This window comes from Marmoricola sp. URHB0036 (assembly GCF_000426045.1).
GTDB lineage: Bacteria > Actinomycetota > Actinomycetes > Propionibacteriales > Nocardioidaceae > Marmoricola.
Genome location: NZ_AUEP01000007.1, coordinates 63,777 through 78,826 on the forward strand (window position 1 = coordinate 63,777; position 15,050 = coordinate 78,826).

The following is a 15,050-nucleotide window of genomic DNA, read 5'->3' on the forward strand; positions in this document are numbered from 1 at the left end:
GAGGGGCTCCCCCTCCTCATTCCGGTCCCGCAGGCGGCGACTCTCCTCGGCATCAGTCGATCAGCCGCCTACCGCTGCGCCGCCTGCGGCGACCTTCCAATCACCCACCTCGGAGGACGCGTATACGTCGTGACCGCGCGGCTTCAGGAGCTCTTGTCGGCATGAGGGGTTCTGTGCGGCGACGTGCGAACGGCGAGTGGGAGTACCGCTTCGAAGCGGGCGAGGATGCGCTCACAGGCCGTCGGTACCGGCCCGGAAGGTCGGGTTTCCCCACACGCAAAGAGGCTTCCCAGGCACTGCGGGCGGCGATCGCAGCCCACCACCAGGGTCGATCAACCCGCACGACCAGGCAGACAGTTGGCGATTTCCTGCAGGAGTGGCACCAAGGCATCAGGTCGGTTCTGCGCCCCTCGACATGGGTCAACTACAGGGACTACATGAACGCCTACGTCATCCCCATCATCGGCGACAGTCGCCTGCGAGACCTCACCCCGATGCGGATCAACCTCCTCTACAGCCATTTGCTCAAGGACGGTCGCGTCAGAGGTCCCGGAGGACTCGCACCCAAGACGGTGCGCAATGTCCACGTGATGCTCCATCGCGCCTTGAGCGACGCCGTGCGTTGGGACCTCATCCCGCGCAACGCTGCAGAGGATGCCTCTCCGCCAAGGGTCAGCCGGAAGCGTCCGATGATCTGGACCCCCGAGCAACTAGGCGATTTCGTGGACCACATCCAGGGCGATCGCTTCTACGCCCTCTGGCTACTAGTCGCTACGACCGGTTTTCGGCGTGGGGAAATCGCCGGCCTTCGCAGGCATGACATCGATCTCCAGCGCGGTCGAGTCTCCCCGAGCGTCCCAAGAGTCGTCGTCGCTGGACGAGCCGAAGACTCGGAGACGAAGACGCGAAGTGGCGAACGAGTGGTGGCACTGGATCCCACCACTTGGGAGGCACTTCGCGAGTACGTCATCACATGGGATCAGGAACGCGAGCTCTTAGGTCAGGACACCGATCTTCTGTTCGTATGGCCTAGCGGGCAACCAATCCACCCCGACACCATCACGAGCCTGTTCCACAAGCACTGCGCGGCGGCGAACCTACCCAGGATCCGACTGCACGACGTCAGGCACTCATATGCGAGCGCGGGCCTGATGGCAGGCGTCCCGGCGAAGGTCATGAGCGAGCGGCTGGGTCACTCCGCGGTCGCGTTCACGCTGCAGACCTACTCACACGTCATCCCCGGGATGGACGAGGCCGCTGCGAACGACGTTGCAGACCTGATCTTGCGGCGCCACGAGTCGCCGGGACGCATTTCAGGACGCGCGGCAGTCGCGAGTATCACCGAGACAAGCAAAGAACCCGGTGACCTGCTGCATTTCCGCAGGTCACCGGGTTCTTCCTCTGGTAGCGGGGGCAGGATTTGAACCTGCGACCTCTGGGTTATGAGCCCAGCGAGCTACCGAACTGCTCCACCCCGCGTCGGTGAACACCACGTTACCGGGAGCACTCGGGCTCCTCCAAATCGAGGGGACTACACCAGTGCAGGGCAATGGGTCGGGAGTCCTGTTCCGCACCGTCGGCCGCGCGTACCTTCGGCAGTAGGGGGAGGACCGGTAAGGCTGGTCTTTCGATGTTGGGACGCTCGGGACGGGAGACGAGGAACGCTCGCAGAGCGATGCTCCTCGTGGCGATCGGCGTGCTCGCTCAACAGTGGGAGCTGTCCCCGCGGTCGCGAGGCTCGGCCGAGCCGGAGGTCCGCATGGCCGAGCTGCAGGCGGAGCTGGCTGCCGAACGGCGGCGAGCCGACGCGCTCGCGCAGGAGCTGGCCTCCGTACGCGACGAGTTCAGCCGCACGATGTCGCGGATCAACGACCTGTTCTGGACCGTGGAGATCCTTCCCGACGGGGACATCACCCTGACCTACCTCAGTGCCAACGCCTCCGGTGTGGTCGGCAAGGACGTGCAGGCAGGCCTCGACGCGCTCGCTTTCCGGGAGGGTCTCGGCCACCCCGACGACGCCGAGGCGAAAGCCGCCTTCACCGCCGCCATGCTGGCCGGAGAGGCGGCCGAGGTGGAAGAACGCCTCGTGGGGTACGACGGCGTGGTGCGCTGGACCTGGTCGCGGGGTACGCCGCGGCGTGAGGGCGACCGCCTGTTCTTCGACGGGGTGACCACCAACATCAGCGAGCGGCACGAGCTGGCTGCGCAGCGTGAGCACGTGCTGGACCGCGAGCGCGAGCAGGTGGCGATGCTGGAGGAGATGCACCGCAGCCACGACGACTTCATCGCGCTGGCGGGCCACGAGCTGCGTACGCCGCTCACCGTCGTCCAGGGGTACGCCGAGCACCTGCTCGACGACCCGACGATGGGGCGCGAACAGCGCGCCCAGCTCGAGATCGTCGTACGCCGGGCCCGGTCGATGAGCGACCTGATCGACGACCTGTTCGACCTCGCCAAGCTCAACGCCCCCCTCGGCACCGTCGCGTTCGCCCCGGTCGACCTGGACCGGGTCGTCGAGGAGGCGGTGCTCGCCCACCGGCGGCAGGCACGTCAGCGCGGCATCACCTTCACCACGACCACCGAGCCGCTCCAGGTGTTCGGAGACCGCGCCCGGCTGCGACGCATGTGCGACAGCCTGCTCGACAACGCGGTGAAGTACAGCGCCTCGGGCGGGGTCGTGACCGTCACTGTGCGGGGCGAGGAGGACACCGCTGTCCTGGAGGTCGCCGACCAAGGCATCGGTATCCCCTCCGAGGAGCTCTCCCACGTCTTCGAGCGGCTCTACCGCGCGACCAACACGACCGATGGCCGCTACCCCGGGACGGGCCTGGGACTGTCGATCGCGCTGGCGACGGCCGAGAGCCACGGCGGAACCGCGACGGCGGACAACGGGCCCGACGGTGGCGCGGTGTTCACGGTCAGGCTGCCGCTCGGCCGACCGGAAGAGGCGACCGACTGAACCGTGGGACTCCTCCACGGCGACCCTCGCTTGCTGGCATGCTTCGGCACGTGTCCAGCGGCGAGGCGTGGGTCTACGGCTCCGTCCTGCTCGGCTCGGCCGGCCAGACGGCGCGCCAGCTGCGGGTGCGCATCCAGGTGCTGCTCACCGTCCTGCTCGTGGGCACCAACGTCATCGGGGCCGTGCTGGTCTTCGTCCTCTCCACGCTCGTCATCCCCAGCCCGGACCTCGAGCCCGACCTCAAGCTCGCGCTGGCCATCGGCGTGCCCGTCTACGTGGGCGTCGCCGTGTTCCTCGGGGCCGGATGGGGGACGGCCGGTGCCCTCAAGGCGCTGCGCTGGTCCATCGAGGACCGCGAACCGACCGAGCAGGAACGCCTCACCGCACTCGGGGTGCCCTGGTTCCTGACCCGGATCCAGGCCGGTCTCTGGCTCGGGGGCACCGTTCTCTTCACGCTGCTGACCGCCTTCCTCCAGCCGGAGCGAGCCCTCACCACCGCCCTGACGACCGGGATCGCCTCGCTCGTCGTGGGTGGCATCGCCTTCCTGTTCACCGAGTTCGCCCTGCGTCCGGTGGCGGCGCGCGCGCTGTCGGGCGAGCAGCGGCTGCGCGTCCGCGGTCTCGGCGTACGACGACGCATGGTGCTGTTCTGGTCGCTGGGCACGGGCGCACCCGTGGCCGGGCTGGTCGTGGTGGCGATCCTGGCTCTGACCGTGGGCGACATCTCGCTGACCAAGCTGGCGATCATCGTGCTCGTCCTCGGCGGGGTGGTGCTGTGCTTCGGCCTGCTGGTCACCGGCCTCAACGCGCGCGCGGTCGTGGCCCCGATCCTCGCCGTCCGCAACGCGATGGAGCGCGTGGAGGAGGGTGAGCTCGACGTCGAGGTGCAGGTCTACGACGGCACCGAGCTCGGCCAGCTGCAGGCCGGGTTCAACCAGATGGTGGCCGGCCTCCGGGATCGCGAGAAGCTGCGCGACCTCTTCGGCCGGCACGTCGGACGAGACGTCGCTGAGGCCGCGGCCCTGGGCGAGGTCGAGCTCGGCGGCGAGACCCGGGTCGTGTCGGTGCTGTTCGTCGACATCGTCGGGTCGACGACGCTGGCCACGCAGAAGCAGCCGGACGAGGTGGTCGACCTCTTGAACCGGTTCTTCGCGGTCGTCGTGGAGGAGGTCGACCGCCACCAGGGCCTGGTCAACAAGTTCATCGGCGACGCCGCGCTCGCGATCTTCGGTGCGCCGGTGGAGGTCGACGACCACGCCACCCGCGCGCTGGCGTCGGGGCGGGCGATGGCGGCCCGCCTGGCCGAGGAGGTGCCGGACCTCGACTGCGGCATCGGGGTCGCCACCGGTGAGGCGGTGGCCGGCAACGTCGGCGACGAGTCCCGGTTCGAGTACACCGTCATCGGCGACGCCGTGAACGCGGCGGCCCGGATCTCCGACCTGGCCAAGAAGGTGGACCCACGGGTGCTCGCTGCCCGGGAGTCGGTGGACGCCGCGGACGACGACGAGGCCACCCACTGGCAGGACCACGACACGGTGACGCTGCGGGGGCGCAGCTCCGAGACGGCGCTCGTCGTACCGAGGGAGTGAGCTGCGCAGTGGAGATCGACCTCGAGAACGTCCAGCTGAGCGCACTGACCTGGGGGCCGGACGACGGTCCGCTGGCCGTCCTCCTCCACGGGTTCCCCGACAGCGCGCACACCTGGCGCCATCTCGGCCCGGCCCTCGCCGACGAGGGGTACCGCGTGGTCGCGCCGTTCACCCGCGGCTACGCGCCTTCGACCGTGCCGTCGGACGGCCGCTCGGACGTCGGTGCGCTGATGGACGACGCGGTCGGCGTACACGCGGCGCTGGGCGGCGGCGACGATGCCGTGCTCGTGGGTCATGACTGGGGCGGGATGACGGCCGGCACCCTGGCCGCTCACCGGGACTCGCCCTTCCGCCGGGTGGTGGCGATGGCCGTCCCACCGGTGGCGGCTCTGCCGTTCGGCGAGACCGTTCGGCACCTCCCGGGACAGCTCCGGCGCAGCTGGTACATCGGCTTCAACCAGCTCCCCCGCCTGCCGGAACGCTCTCTGGACCGGCTGGTGCCGAAGCTGTGGCGCGACTGGTCCCCGGCTTACGACGGGCGGGCCGATGCGACGCAGACCCTCGCGGCCCTTCCCGACGCCGCCCACCGGAAGGCCGCGATCGACTACTACCGGCACCTTGCTCGGCCGATCGGAGTGCCGGCCCGCTACCGCCGTTGGCAGGCGTCCCTCCGGGACCTCCCGACCACGCCTCTGCTCTACCTGCACGGTCGCGACGACGCCTGTCTCACCCCGGCCTTCGCCGAGATCGCTCGGTCGCACCTGCCCGACCACTGCGACGTCCGCGTCGTCGACGAGGCGGGCCACTTCCTGCACCTCGAGCAGCCCGACGAGGTCAACCAGCTCGTTCTCGACTTCCTGCGGAGCTGACCCGGTTACGGTCAGCCCATGAGCTCGTCACAGGGAAAGACCATCCTCATCACCGGGGCCGCCCGCGGCATCGGCGCCGAGACCGCCCGCCACCTGTCCCGTGCGGGAGCACGTCTGGTGCTGGTCGACCTCGACGAGGTCGGCCTGAAGTCGCTCGCCGCCGAGCTCGCCAGCGACGACGTGCTCGCGGTCACCGCCGACGTCTGCGACCTCGAGGGCATGGAGGCTGCGGTCGCCCGTGGACTGGAGCGGTTCGGTGGGATCGACGTGGTCCTCGCCAACGCCGGGATCGCCAGCTACGGCTCCGTCCTGGCGGTCGACCCGGCCACCTTCAAGCGGGTCATCGACATCAACTGCTCGGCGTGTTCCACACCGTGCGCGCGGCGCTGCCGTCTGTCATCGAGAACAACGGCTACGTGCTCGTCGTGTCGTCGATGGCGGCCTTCGGCGCGATGGCGGGCCTGGCGTCGTACAACGCGAGCAAGGCCGGCGTCGAGCACTTCGCCAACGCGTTGCGGCTCGAGGTCAAGCACCTCGGGGTCGACGTCGGCGTCGCCCACATGTCCTGGATCGACACGCCGCTCGTCCGTGATGCCCGCGACGACCTCACTGCCTTCGGACGGATGATCGCGGCCCTGCCGTACCCGATGAACAAGACCACGTCGGTCGAGGCCTGCGGCAAGGCCTTCGTCGCCGGCATCGAGGCACGCAAGCGTCGCGTCTTCGTACCGGGCTGGGTCGCGCTGGCCGCGGCGGCCCGGACGCTGCTGAACTCCCGCGTCGCCGAGCTCGGGGCGCTGCGCCACATCCCGGCCCTGCTGCCGCTCATGGACGAGGAGGTACGCCGGCTCGGCCGGTCGACCAGCCTCCGCAACGTCGAGCTGAGCGACGAGATCGCCGACCGCTGATCGACGACCCCGCTGCCCTCACTTCTTGGCGGACAGGGCCTGCTTCACCAGCCGGTGGGCCTCGTTGACCGCCGTGGCGTAGCCCTGCAGGTCACCGGCCTTGAGCGCCTTGTCGGCCTCGGCGAACTTGTCGTCGGCCCGCTGGAGCAACCGCAGTGCACCGACCGGGAGGTCCTGGGTGCCGGTCTGGCCCTGCCCGCTGTTGGAGTTGTCCGTGGGGGTGGGCACGGCGTCTCCCGAGTCGACGGTCAGCACGTCCTCGAGCGAGGCCGACAGCGTCGAGCCGATGCCCACGTCGCGACCGAACGACGACAGCACGAAGCGCAGCACCGGATAGTTGCCGGACCCGCCCTCGCGCAGCGTGTACAGCGGCTGCACGTAGAGCAGCCCGCCACCGACCGGCAACGTCAGCAGGTTGCCGTAGGCGACCTTGGCGTCGGCCTGCTTGAACGCACGCAGCTGGTTGGCGACCTTGGGGTCGTTGCTGAACTGGTTCGCGATCTGCGAGGGCCCCGGCACCTGAGTGGTGTCCGGCAGCCGCAGGATCTGGAACTTGCCGTAGCTCGCAGGCTTGGCGGCGTCGGCACCGACCGACATGAAGGCCGCGAGGTTCTGCTTCTTCTGCGGCACGAACACGCTGGTCAGTGAGAAGTCGGGCGTCTCACCGGTCTTGGTGGCCACCGAGAGCCGGTAGGGCGGCTGCTTGCGGATCGACGACGACGGGTCCTCCGGGACGTCCCACTTGTCGTTGCCCTCGTAGAAGTTCTTGGGGTCCAGGACGTGGTAGGCGCCGAGCATGTCGCGCTGCACCTTGAACAGGTCCTCCGGGTAGCGCATGTGCTGGAGCATGTCCGGCGGGATCTCGGACTTCTTCTTGACCACACCCGGGAACGCCTTCTCCCAGGTCCTGAGGATCGGGTCGGAGGTGTCCCATTCGTAGAGGGTCACCGTGCCGTCGTACGCATCGACCGTGGCCTTGACCGCGTTGCGCATGTAGTTGATCTGGTCGGTCGGCAAGGTGGCGTACGCCGAGCGCGGGTTGACCGCATCGGAAGTCATCTCCTGCAGCGACTTCTTCTCCGCCAGGGGGTACTTGTCACTGGTCGTGTAGCCGTCGAGCAGCCAGACGATCTTGCCGTCCACGACGGACGGGAGCGCGTCGGAGTCGACCGTCAGCCACGGCGCGACCTTCTGGACGCGCTCGCGCGGGGACCGGTCGTAGAGGATCTTGCTGTTCTCGTTGACCCGCGAGGACAGCACGATGTTGGCGTCGCCGAAGTGCACGGCGTAGAGCAGCTTGCGGAAGATGTTGCCGACGCCGACGCCGTCCTTGCCCTGGTAGGTGTTGGTCTGCGACTGCCCGGGGGTGCCGCTCCCCTGCGGCACGTCGAGCTCGACGTCCTTGCCACCCGGCCCCTTGCCCACGATGGAGTAGGTCGGACTGTGCTCGCCGAAGTAGATCTGCGGACGGTACTTGCCCTCCGGCTGGATCTTGCTGATCTCACCGATCGGCGGGAGGTCCTCCTCGGCGAACACGGGCTCGCCGTCGTTGTTCACCGGCTGGTCCTGGGCATTCTTCTGGTTGCCGTAGGCGGCGATGATGCCGTAGCCGTGGGTGTAGACGGTCTTCTCGTTGGCCCACTTCTTCTGGGCGTCGGGCAGTCCCTCGAGGTGGATCTCGCGGGCGGCCACGACGACGTCACGCTCCCGGCCGTCGATCGGGTAGCGGTCGACGTCGAGCACCGCCGGGACGCTGTAGTAGCCGCGCACCTGCTGCAGCTGCTCGAAGGTGTCCGAGACGAGCTGTGGGTCGACGAGCCGGATGCCCGGCAGCGAGGCCGAGTCGGCCTGCAGCTTGACCTGCGACAAGGTGGTGCTCGCGGCGTAGTCGCTGACCGCGGTGTCCTCGAGGTCGAACGCCGCTCGCGTGGCCTGGATGTTCTTGCCGATGAACGACGCTTCCTTATCGGGCTCGTCGGGCTTGACCTGGAACCGCTGCATCAGGCCTGGCCAGACACCACCGAGCAGCACCGCCGAGATCGCGAACAGGGCGAGCCCGACGCCCGGGAGCAGCCAGGTACGCCGGACGATGTTGGCGAAGAAGAACACCGCGCAGATCACGGCGATGAACATCAAGATGTTCTTCGCCGGCAGCACGGCGTGCTCGCGGGTGTAGGTCATGCCGGTGATCAGGCTGCCGCTCTGCGAGGTCAGGTCGAAGCGGTCGAGCCAGTAGTCGACACCCTTGAGCAGCAGGAACAGCCCGAACAGCGCGGACAGCTGGGCCTGGGCAGCCCCCGAGACGCGGTCGGACGCGGACTGCAGGCGGATGCCGCCGTAGAGGTAGTGCACGACCGCGGCGAGGAGCAGCGCGGTGAACAGCGCGGTCATCGCGAAGTCGACCAGGAAGTGCAGCCAGGGAAGGCTGAAGACGTAGAAGCCGATGTCCTTGTGGAAGTAGGGGTCGGCCTTGCCGAAGTTCTCGCGGTTGCTCCACAGCATGAAGATCCGCCACTTGCCGGTGGCCGAGACCCCGGCGAAGACGCCGAAGACCAGGCTCACGGCGACCAGCAGGATCCGGCGCAGCGGGGTGACGACCTCGCGGTAGCGCTCGAGGTTGGCCTGCTCCGGCGAGTGGGGCCGGAACATCGGCCGCAGCCGGAACGCGAGGAAGAGGTTGACCCCGATGATCACGGCCATGGCGCCGCCGAAGATCACGAACAGGAGCACGCGGGTCCAGATCAGCCGGCTGAACACCGAGCCGTAGCCGAGGCTGTTGAACCACAGCTTGTCGGTCCAGATGCCCGCGAACAGCGAGAACCCGACCACCACCACGCCGACGACCAGCAGGGTCAGCAGCAGGGGGCGCGGACGCCTGGGTCCGCGGGCGGGCCGCTCGGGTGGCCGGCCACCGGCGCCGCCTCCCTCGGAGGCACCCGCGGGCTGTTCGGCGAAGAAGTCGCTCATCGCTGGCTCATCTGTTGGGGCTCATGGTGTGGAGGGCTCTCCCGCATCGGGCTCGAGGGTGGTGTGCAACAACTCTAGGAGGGCGGGCACAAGGTCGTTGCCCGTCAGGACCATGTCGTCCTCGTCGTTCGCCCGTTGGCGGATCGCGCACCAGCTCTCTCCGGTGCGCAGGACGCCCGCGACGACGCGGGCTTCCTCACGGTCGGGATGGCTGGCGGCGTACTCCGCGGCGGCCTCGGCGTCGGCTGGCACGTCGCCCGAGCCGGGAGGCACCGTGGTCGCCTCGACCACGACGGCGCAGCCGATGACCTCCGGCGGCCACAGGATGGTGGGCAGGAGCTCCTCGAGGCTGTCGGAGACCGTCTCCTGCTCCACGGGCGTCAGTCCAGCCGCACTGCTCGCCTCGACGCCGAGCAGGCCGGCCAGGTGCGGCTCGCGCTCGAGCAGGTCGGCGGTGTCCACGAGCGCGAACAGCTGAGCCGGCTGGTCCCAGCCCGCTCGCGCCGCGTGCTGCTCCACCTCGCGGACCACGTCGGCCAGGGCGTCCTGCTGCGTGGGGGTGCTCACCTGGTGCACCTCGGCAGCGGCGCCTTCGGGTCCTTGACCCAGGCCCGGACGTCCTTGACGGCATCGTCGAGGGTGGTCACCTTGACCAGCCGCATCTTGTCGGGGTCGTAGTGGCCGCCCAGCGCCTCGGCGCAGTTGTCCGCGGGCACGAGGAACAGCTTGGCGCCGTCGGACTGCGCACCAACCAGTTTCTGCTGGATGCCGCCGATCGGGCTGACGTGGCCCTCGCCGTCGATCTCACCGGTGCCGGCGATCGCCTTGCCGCCGGTCAAGGACCCGGGAGTGAGTACGTCGTAGATGCCCATCGAGAAGATCATCCCGGCCGACGGGCCACCGATGTTCTGGTCGAGCTTGACCTCGACCTTGAACGGGAAGGTGTAGCCGGCGGCCTGGATCGAGACCCGGATGGCACTCGCCTTCGGGTCGTCGGGCGCGGCGGTCGTCGTCATCGCCACCCGTTGGAGCTTCCCGCCCCGGCGTACGGTCATGGTGACGTGGGAGCCGACAGGCAGCGGGCGGATGGCGCTGGTGACCTGGGTGACGCCACTGACGTCCTTGCCGTTGACGGTCACGATGATGTCCCCGGGCTCGAGGTGGCCGTCCGCCGGACCGCCCTTCTCGACCGAGGCGATGCCGACCTTGGTCACGAACGGGATGTGCAGCGCGCCCAGCGCCGAGGCGATGGCGTTGTCCTGCGAGGACGCCATCTGCGCCGCGGACTGCTGCTGCACGCTCTGCCGGGTGTCGGCCTTGCCGTAGAGGGTGCTGCGCGGGTAGACCGCGCGGTCCGGGTCGAGCCAGGCGAACACCATCGTCGGGATGCTCACCTTCTGCGACGGCCCGCTCGGGATCACCGTGACCAGCCGCATGGCTCCCTTGTCGCGGTAGGACCGGTGCCCGGTGACCCGGATGATCGCCTTGTCGTCGTACTTGCCCAGCACGTTGACCGTCGGCCCGGGCGAGAACGTCACGTAGGGAACGGCCTTGCGCGCCGCCACGACGGAGAGCCCGACCACCAGGGCGACCGCGAGAAGGGCCGCCCAGGTGCGGCGACTCAAGCGCGGTGCCGTTGGCATGGCGTCACCCTCTCATCCGGGGACAAGCGGGCCACGCGACGCCCGAGGTGCGGTTGGTCAGGCGGTACGGCGGTCGTCGGCGCCGGGGCGCGGCTCGACCGCTTGCTCGACCGGCTTCTGGGAGGGACGTACGGCGATGCCGGTGCTGCGCTCGCGCATCGGCCGGGGTGCGCTCACCTGGCGGGTGACCTCACTCGGCAGGTCGCGCATGATCGCGGCGGCGAACCTCTCCTGCGCGGCGTCGGACCGGTCGGGACCCGTCTGACGGGCACGACCCAGCCAGCTCACCCACGCCATCGCGACCACGGTCACGACAGCGGGCGGCACCCACCACAACAGGATCTCCACGGGCTCCATGATGCCGACGGCCCGGCCTGCTCGCCCTTATCGACACACCTCACCGCAGGTGATTTGAGCCGACCGGGCCGTTCTGGTCGGAGGAGCGAAGCGGGGGAGACGAGAACTGCCCGGTCGGCGTCCACAGCGGACCCGCACGCGAGCGACAGCCCGCTTGTCCCGACTACCGGCGACCTTCAGCCCAAACGCGTGCCACGGATCAGCGACAGGAACAACCCGGTCTACACGTACAGGTTGTCGTGCGCCACGAAGAACGCGTCCAGCTCCTCGGGGCTCAGCTGCTTGCCCTCGGCCAGCTCGAGCAGGCCCTCGAAGTACCCCTCCCGGGGAGCGCCGGGACTGAACAGGAGCAGCATCGAGGCCGGCTCGTCGGTCTCGTTCTTGAAGCTGTGCAGTCCCCCCGGCGGGACGTAGAGGTAGTCCCCCGCCCCGGCCGCGATCTGCTTGGCCCCGTCGCCGAGCGTGACGACGCCGGACAGGATGAAGAAGGACTCGCTCATCGTGCGATGGAAGTGCAGGTCCGGCCCTCCCGGACCCGGCGCCATGTTCCAGCGGTAGAGCCCGAACCGGCCGTCGGTGCTGGCTCCGGTGTTCAGGTACTCGACGGTGGTGCTGTTCGGATAGGTGATGTCCGGCGACGAGTCGGTCGCTCGGAACTGTGCCGAGACCTCACCGGTCTCGCCGTGGAAGAGGGGATCGGGGTAGCTCATCTGCCGATCATGCACCGGCCCGTCGTACAAAACGGGCGGGGTGGGCGAGCGAATTTGGGGGCTGGCGGGCGAAGTACTGCCTGCCAGCCCGGAGTTTCCCCGGACGTCCGGGGAAACCACGGCCCCCTACGGAGTCCCCACCCACTCGTCCCGCCCGTCCGCGAACACCTGGTGCTTCCAGATCGGAGTGGTCGCCTTGAGGCGGTCGATGAGGGCTCGGGAGGCGTCGTAGGCCTGGCCGCGGTGGGCGGCCGAGGCGGCGACCACGACCGCGACGTCGCCGATCTCCAGGTGCCCGATGCGGTGCACGGCGGCGAGGGCCAGCACGTCGTACTCCGCGGCCACCTCCTCGGCCACCGCGCGCATCCGGTCGAGGGCCGTCGGGTGGGCCGAGTAGTCGAGGTGATCGACGTCCTCGCCACCGTCGTGGTCACGGACGGCGCCCACGAACAGGTTCACCCCACCGGCCGCGGGATCCTCGACCGCGGACAGCACCTCGGCGGCGTCGAGCGAGGTCTCACGCAGGTCCAGCAGTCGTACGACGGGGCTCACCCGGCGAGACTACGACCCAGCGGAGCCCGGCCCGGACCCGATTGGGCGTCGGACGGTAATTTGGCCCCATGAGCAGCAACCCCGCACCGGACGACAACCCGTTCAAGGGCACGCCCTTCGAGCAGATCTTCAACGCGCTGGGCGGGTCCGGAGGTCTGCCCGGTCTCGGGGGACAAGCCGGCCAGGGCGGCATGCCCGACCTGTCGGCGCTGATGGGGCAGATGCAGGCGATGATGGCGCCGTACGACGGACCGGTGAACTGGACCCTCGCGACCGACATCGCCCGCAAGACCTCCGCCCAGGAGCCCGACCCCAGTCCCGACCGCAACGACCAGACCAAGGTTGCCGACGCGATCCGGCTGGCCGACCACTGGCTCGACGACGTGACGGTGCTCCCTTCCGGGATCAGCGCCACGGCCGCGTGGAGCCGGGCCGAGTGGATCGAGCAGACCACCGACGTGTGGCGGGTCCTGGTCGAACCGGTGGCCGAGCACGTCGTGGGTGCGATGGGCAACGCGATGCCCGATGAGGCCAAGGCGATGGCCGGCCCCCTCATCGGGATGATCGGCAAGGCCGGTGGGGCGATGTTCGGCAGCCAGGTCGGCGCCGCGCTGGGCGGCCTCGCCGGCGAGGTGCTCACCGCGAGCGACATCGGGCTCCCGCTCGGCCCGGCGGGCACGGCCGCGCTGGTGCCCCACAACATCAAGGAGTTCGCCGAGGGTCTCGACGTCACCGAGGACGACGTGCTGCTCTACCTCTCGCTCCGCGAGGCGGCACACCAGCGCCTGTTCGCCCACGTCCCGTGGCTGCGCCAGCACCTCATCTCCTCCGTCGAGGACTTCGGTCGCGGCGTGACCATCGACATCTCCGGCATCGAGGAGGCCATGGGCCAGCTCGACCCGACCAACATGGAGGCGATGCAGGAGGCCCTCCAGGGTGGCCTGTTCGAGCCCCAGCAGACCCCCGAGCAGAAGGCAGCCCTGGTGCGCCTCGAGACCACGCTCGCGCTCGTCGAGGGCTGGGTCGACGAGGTCGTCGGCCAGGCCACCGCCGAGCGGATGCCGGCCGCCACCAAGATGCAGGAGGCGATCCGGCGCCGCCGGGCCGCCGGTGGACCCGCGGAGGAGACGTTCGCCGCGCTCGTCGGCCTCGAGCTGCGTCCGCGTCGGCTGCGCGACGCCTCGACGCTGTGGGGGTCGCTGCGCTCCCGCCAGGGCCAGGAAGCCCGCGACGCGGTCTGGGCTCACCCCGACCTGCTGCCCACGGCGGCCGACCTCGACGACCCGTTGGGCTTCCGCGAGGACCTGCCAGAGGTCGCCGAGCTCACCGACGAGGACTTCGACGCCGCCATCGGCGAGCTGCTCGACCGCGAGGCGGGCACCTCGCGTGACGAGGACGACGAGACCGAGTGACCCTGTACGACGACGCGGTCGACGTACTCACCCACTGGAAGGCACCCACCGAGGAGCAGGAGCTCACCCGGGCTGCCTACGTGACCCATCTCCGGGTCCACCCCGACGGCCTGTGGCGCTCGTGCTTCCCCGACCACCTCACTGCCGGCGCGCTGGTGCTCAGCCACGACCGCACCCGCGTGCTGCTCAACCTGCACCGCAAGGCCCGGCGCTGGTTCCACTTCGGCGGCCACCTCGAGGACGACGCCACCTTGGCCGGGGCCGCCCTGCGTGAGGCGATCGAGGAGTGCGGGATCGAGGGTTTGCTGGTCGACGCCGAGCCACTGCACCTCTCCACCCATCCGGTCGAGTTCTGCGACCCGCGCGGGACGGTGCGTCACCTCGACGTACGTTTCCTGGCCCGGGCCGCGGCCGAAGTCGTGCCGGTGACGAGCGAGGAGTCCCTCGACGTGCGCTGGTGGCCGATCGACGACCTGCCCACCGACGAGCCGGACATGGTCGAGCTGGTCGGGCTCGCGCTCGAGCGCTCCTAGTTTTCCGCGGGCTCCTCGCACGGAGCCAGGTCCATCGCGATCGCGTGCGCGAGGCCCTCGAGGTACCCCTGGGCACGCTCCGAGCGCGGGTAGCGGTCGACCCAGTGCCAGAACCGCTTGCTGTGCCCGGGCTCGATCAGGTGGGCCAGCTCGTGGAGCAGGACGTAGTCGACCACCCACGCCGGCAGGGTCTGCAGCCGGTCGGAGAGACGGATCTCGCCGGTCGAGGTGGTGCACGATGCCCAGCGGGTCGTCATGTTGCCGACCCAGCGCACCGACGTGGGGCGCACCTTGTCGTGGAGGTAGTCCCGGCACAGCTCACGGGAACGTCGCATCAGCTGCTCGTCGGTGCGGCGGCGGCGCTGCTCGGACTTGTCGAGGCGCTGGAGCATCGTGGTCACCCACTCGGCCTCCTCGGCCCGGGTGAAGCGGTCGGGGATCATCACGATGACCTTGCCGTCCCGACGGTAGGCGGAGACGGTCTGGGTGCGACGCCGGGAGCGGCGGACCTCGACCTCGACCTCGACCTCGGAACCGTCTGCGTGCATGGA

Annotated in this window: 13 protein-coding genes, 1 tRNA gene and 1 pseudogene; 7 read left to right on the top strand and 8 right to left on the bottom strand. The window is 69.5% G+C overall.

Features of this window, described 5'->3' with window-relative positions:
* The first annotated feature begins 161 nt into the window (after positions 1–161).
* Positions 162–1,424, top strand: a complete 1,263-nt coding sequence (locus tag H976_RS29460; protein WP_081682775.1) for a site-specific integrase — start codon at positions 162–164, stop codon at positions 1,422–1,424.
* Here H976_RS29460 and H976_RS0108535 read toward each other — a convergent pair.
* Positions 1,403–1,479: transfer RNA gene (locus H976_RS0108535), tRNA-Met, on the bottom strand. The two genes, H976_RS29460 and H976_RS0108535, sit on opposite strands and share 22 nt — an antisense overlap.
* A gap of 196 nt (positions 1,480–1,675) precedes the next feature.
* Between H976_RS0108535 and H976_RS0108540 the strand changes: the two genes are divergently transcribed.
* The 4 genes and pseudogenes from H976_RS0108540 to H976_RS25320 all read left to right on the top strand — a co-directional run bounded on the left by H976_RS0108540 (position 1,676) and on the right by H976_RS25320 (position 6,325).
* A complete protein-coding gene (locus H976_RS0108540) occupies positions 1,676–2,959 on the top strand; it encodes a sensor histidine kinase KdpD (protein WP_027861192.1) in 1,284 nt (427 codons plus the stop codon).
* 38 nt (positions 2,960–2,997) lie between these two features.
* Entirely contained in the window at positions 2,998–4,548 is a 1,551-nt protein-coding gene (locus H976_RS0108545) for an adenylate/guanylate cyclase domain-containing protein (protein ID WP_155918099.1), read from the top strand.
* Between the two features lie 8 nt (positions 4,549–4,556).
* On the top strand, positions 4,557–5,417 hold the full coding sequence (locus H976_RS0108550; RefSeq protein WP_196804016.1) for an alpha/beta fold hydrolase: 861 nt from the start codon (positions 4,557–4,559) through the stop codon (positions 5,415–5,417).
* Positions 5,418–5,435: 18 nt separating this feature from the next.
* Positions 5,436–6,325: pseudogene (locus tag H976_RS25320) on the top strand (SDR family oxidoreductase).
* Between the two features lie 18 nt (positions 6,326–6,343).
* Here H976_RS25320 and H976_RS25325 read toward each other — a convergent pair.
* The 6 genes from H976_RS25325 to H976_RS0108585 all read right to left on the bottom strand — a co-directional run bounded on the left by H976_RS25325 (position 6,344) and on the right by H976_RS0108585 (position 12,554).
* Positions 6,344–9,292 carry a UPF0182 family protein gene (locus tag H976_RS25325; RefSeq protein WP_051276512.1) on the bottom strand — a complete coding sequence of 983 codons (2,949 nt, stop codon included), beginning with the start codon at positions 9,290–9,292 and terminating at the stop codon, positions 6,344–6,346.
* A 21-nt stretch (positions 9,293–9,313) separates the two neighbouring features.
* Positions 9,314–9,859 carry a PPA1309 family protein gene (locus H976_RS25330; RefSeq protein WP_231388836.1) on the bottom strand — a complete coding sequence of 182 codons (546 nt, stop codon included), beginning with the start codon at positions 9,857–9,859 and terminating at the stop codon, positions 9,314–9,316.
* Positions 9,856–10,935, bottom strand: coding sequence for a PDZ domain-containing protein (locus H976_RS0108570; protein WP_081682776.1), 1,080 nt, complete (start codon positions 10,933–10,935; stop codon positions 9,856–9,858). The genes H976_RS25330 and H976_RS0108570 overlap by 4 nt, the downstream gene beginning before the upstream one ends.
* A gap of 57 nt (positions 10,936–10,992) precedes the next feature.
* Complete coding sequence (locus H976_RS0108575; protein WP_027861196.1) at positions 10,993–11,283, bottom strand: hypothetical protein; 291 nt, start codon at positions 11,281–11,283, stop codon at positions 10,993–10,995.
* A gap of 230 nt (positions 11,284–11,513) precedes the next feature.
* Positions 11,514–12,002: a cupin domain-containing protein gene (locus H976_RS0108580; RefSeq protein ID WP_027861197.1), complete on the bottom strand. Its 489-nt coding sequence runs from the start codon at positions 12,000–12,002 to the stop codon at positions 11,514–11,516.
* Positions 12,003–12,128: 126 nt separating this feature from the next.
* Entirely contained in the window at positions 12,129–12,554 is a 426-nt protein-coding gene (locus H976_RS0108585; RefSeq protein WP_027861198.1) for a molybdenum cofactor biosynthesis protein MoaE, read from the bottom strand.
* A 68-nt stretch (positions 12,555–12,622) separates the two neighbouring features.
* Between H976_RS0108585 and H976_RS25335 the strand changes: the two genes are divergently transcribed.
* Together H976_RS25335 and H976_RS0108595 are read left to right on the top strand one after the other, a co-directional pair.
* The gene (locus H976_RS25335; protein WP_081682777.1) at positions 12,623–13,966 is read left to right on the top strand and encodes a zinc-dependent metalloprotease; all 1,344 of its coding nucleotides are present in this window, start codon (positions 12,623–12,625) and stop codon (positions 13,964–13,966) included.
* The gene (locus H976_RS0108595; protein ID WP_027861199.1) at positions 13,963–14,499 is read left to right on the top strand and encodes an NUDIX hydrolase; all 537 of its coding nucleotides are present in this window, start codon (positions 13,963–13,965) and stop codon (positions 14,497–14,499) included. The genes H976_RS25335 and H976_RS0108595 overlap by 4 nt, the downstream gene beginning before the upstream one ends.
* Here the strand turns inward: H976_RS0108595 and H976_RS25340 are convergent.
* The gene (locus tag H976_RS25340; protein WP_036225441.1) at positions 14,496–15,047 is read right to left on the bottom strand and encodes a M48 family metallopeptidase; all 552 of its coding nucleotides are present in this window, start codon (positions 15,045–15,047) and stop codon (positions 14,496–14,498) included. The two genes, H976_RS0108595 and H976_RS25340, sit on opposite strands and share 4 nt — an antisense overlap.
* Positions 15,048–15,050 lie beyond the last annotated feature (3 nt).

Bases quoted from the DNA above. Each gene is read 5' to 3' on its own strand.
- H976_RS29460 (WP_081682775.1), top strand. From the start codon at position 162: ATGAGGGGTTCTGTGCGGCGACGTGCGAACGGCGAGTGGGAGTACCGC.
- H976_RS0108540 (WP_027861192.1), top strand. From the start codon at position 1,676: ATGCTCCTCGTGGCGATCGGCGTGCTCGCTCAACAGTGGGAGCTGTCC.
- H976_RS0108545 (WP_155918099.1), top strand. From the start codon at position 2,998: ATGCTTCGGCACGTGTCCAGCGGCGAGGCGTGGGTCTACGGCTCCGTC.
- H976_RS25325 (WP_051276512.1), bottom strand. From the start codon at position 9,292: ATGAGCGACTTCTTCGCCGAACAGCCCGCGGGTGCCTCCGAGGGAGGC.
- H976_RS0108570 (WP_081682776.1), bottom strand. From the start codon at position 10,935: ATGCCAACGGCACCGCGCTTGAGTCGCCGCACCTGGGCGGCCCTTCTC.
- H976_RS0108580 (WP_027861197.1), bottom strand. From the start codon at position 12,002: ATGAGCTACCCCGATCCCCTCTTCCACGGCGAGACCGGTGAGGTCTCG.
- H976_RS25335 (WP_081682777.1), top strand. From the start codon at position 12,623: ATGAGCAGCAACCCCGCACCGGACGACAACCCGTTCAAGGGCACGCCC.
- H976_RS25340 (WP_036225441.1), bottom strand. From the start codon at position 15,047: ATGCACGCAGACGGTTCCGAGGTCGAGGTCGAGGTCGAGGTCCGCCGC.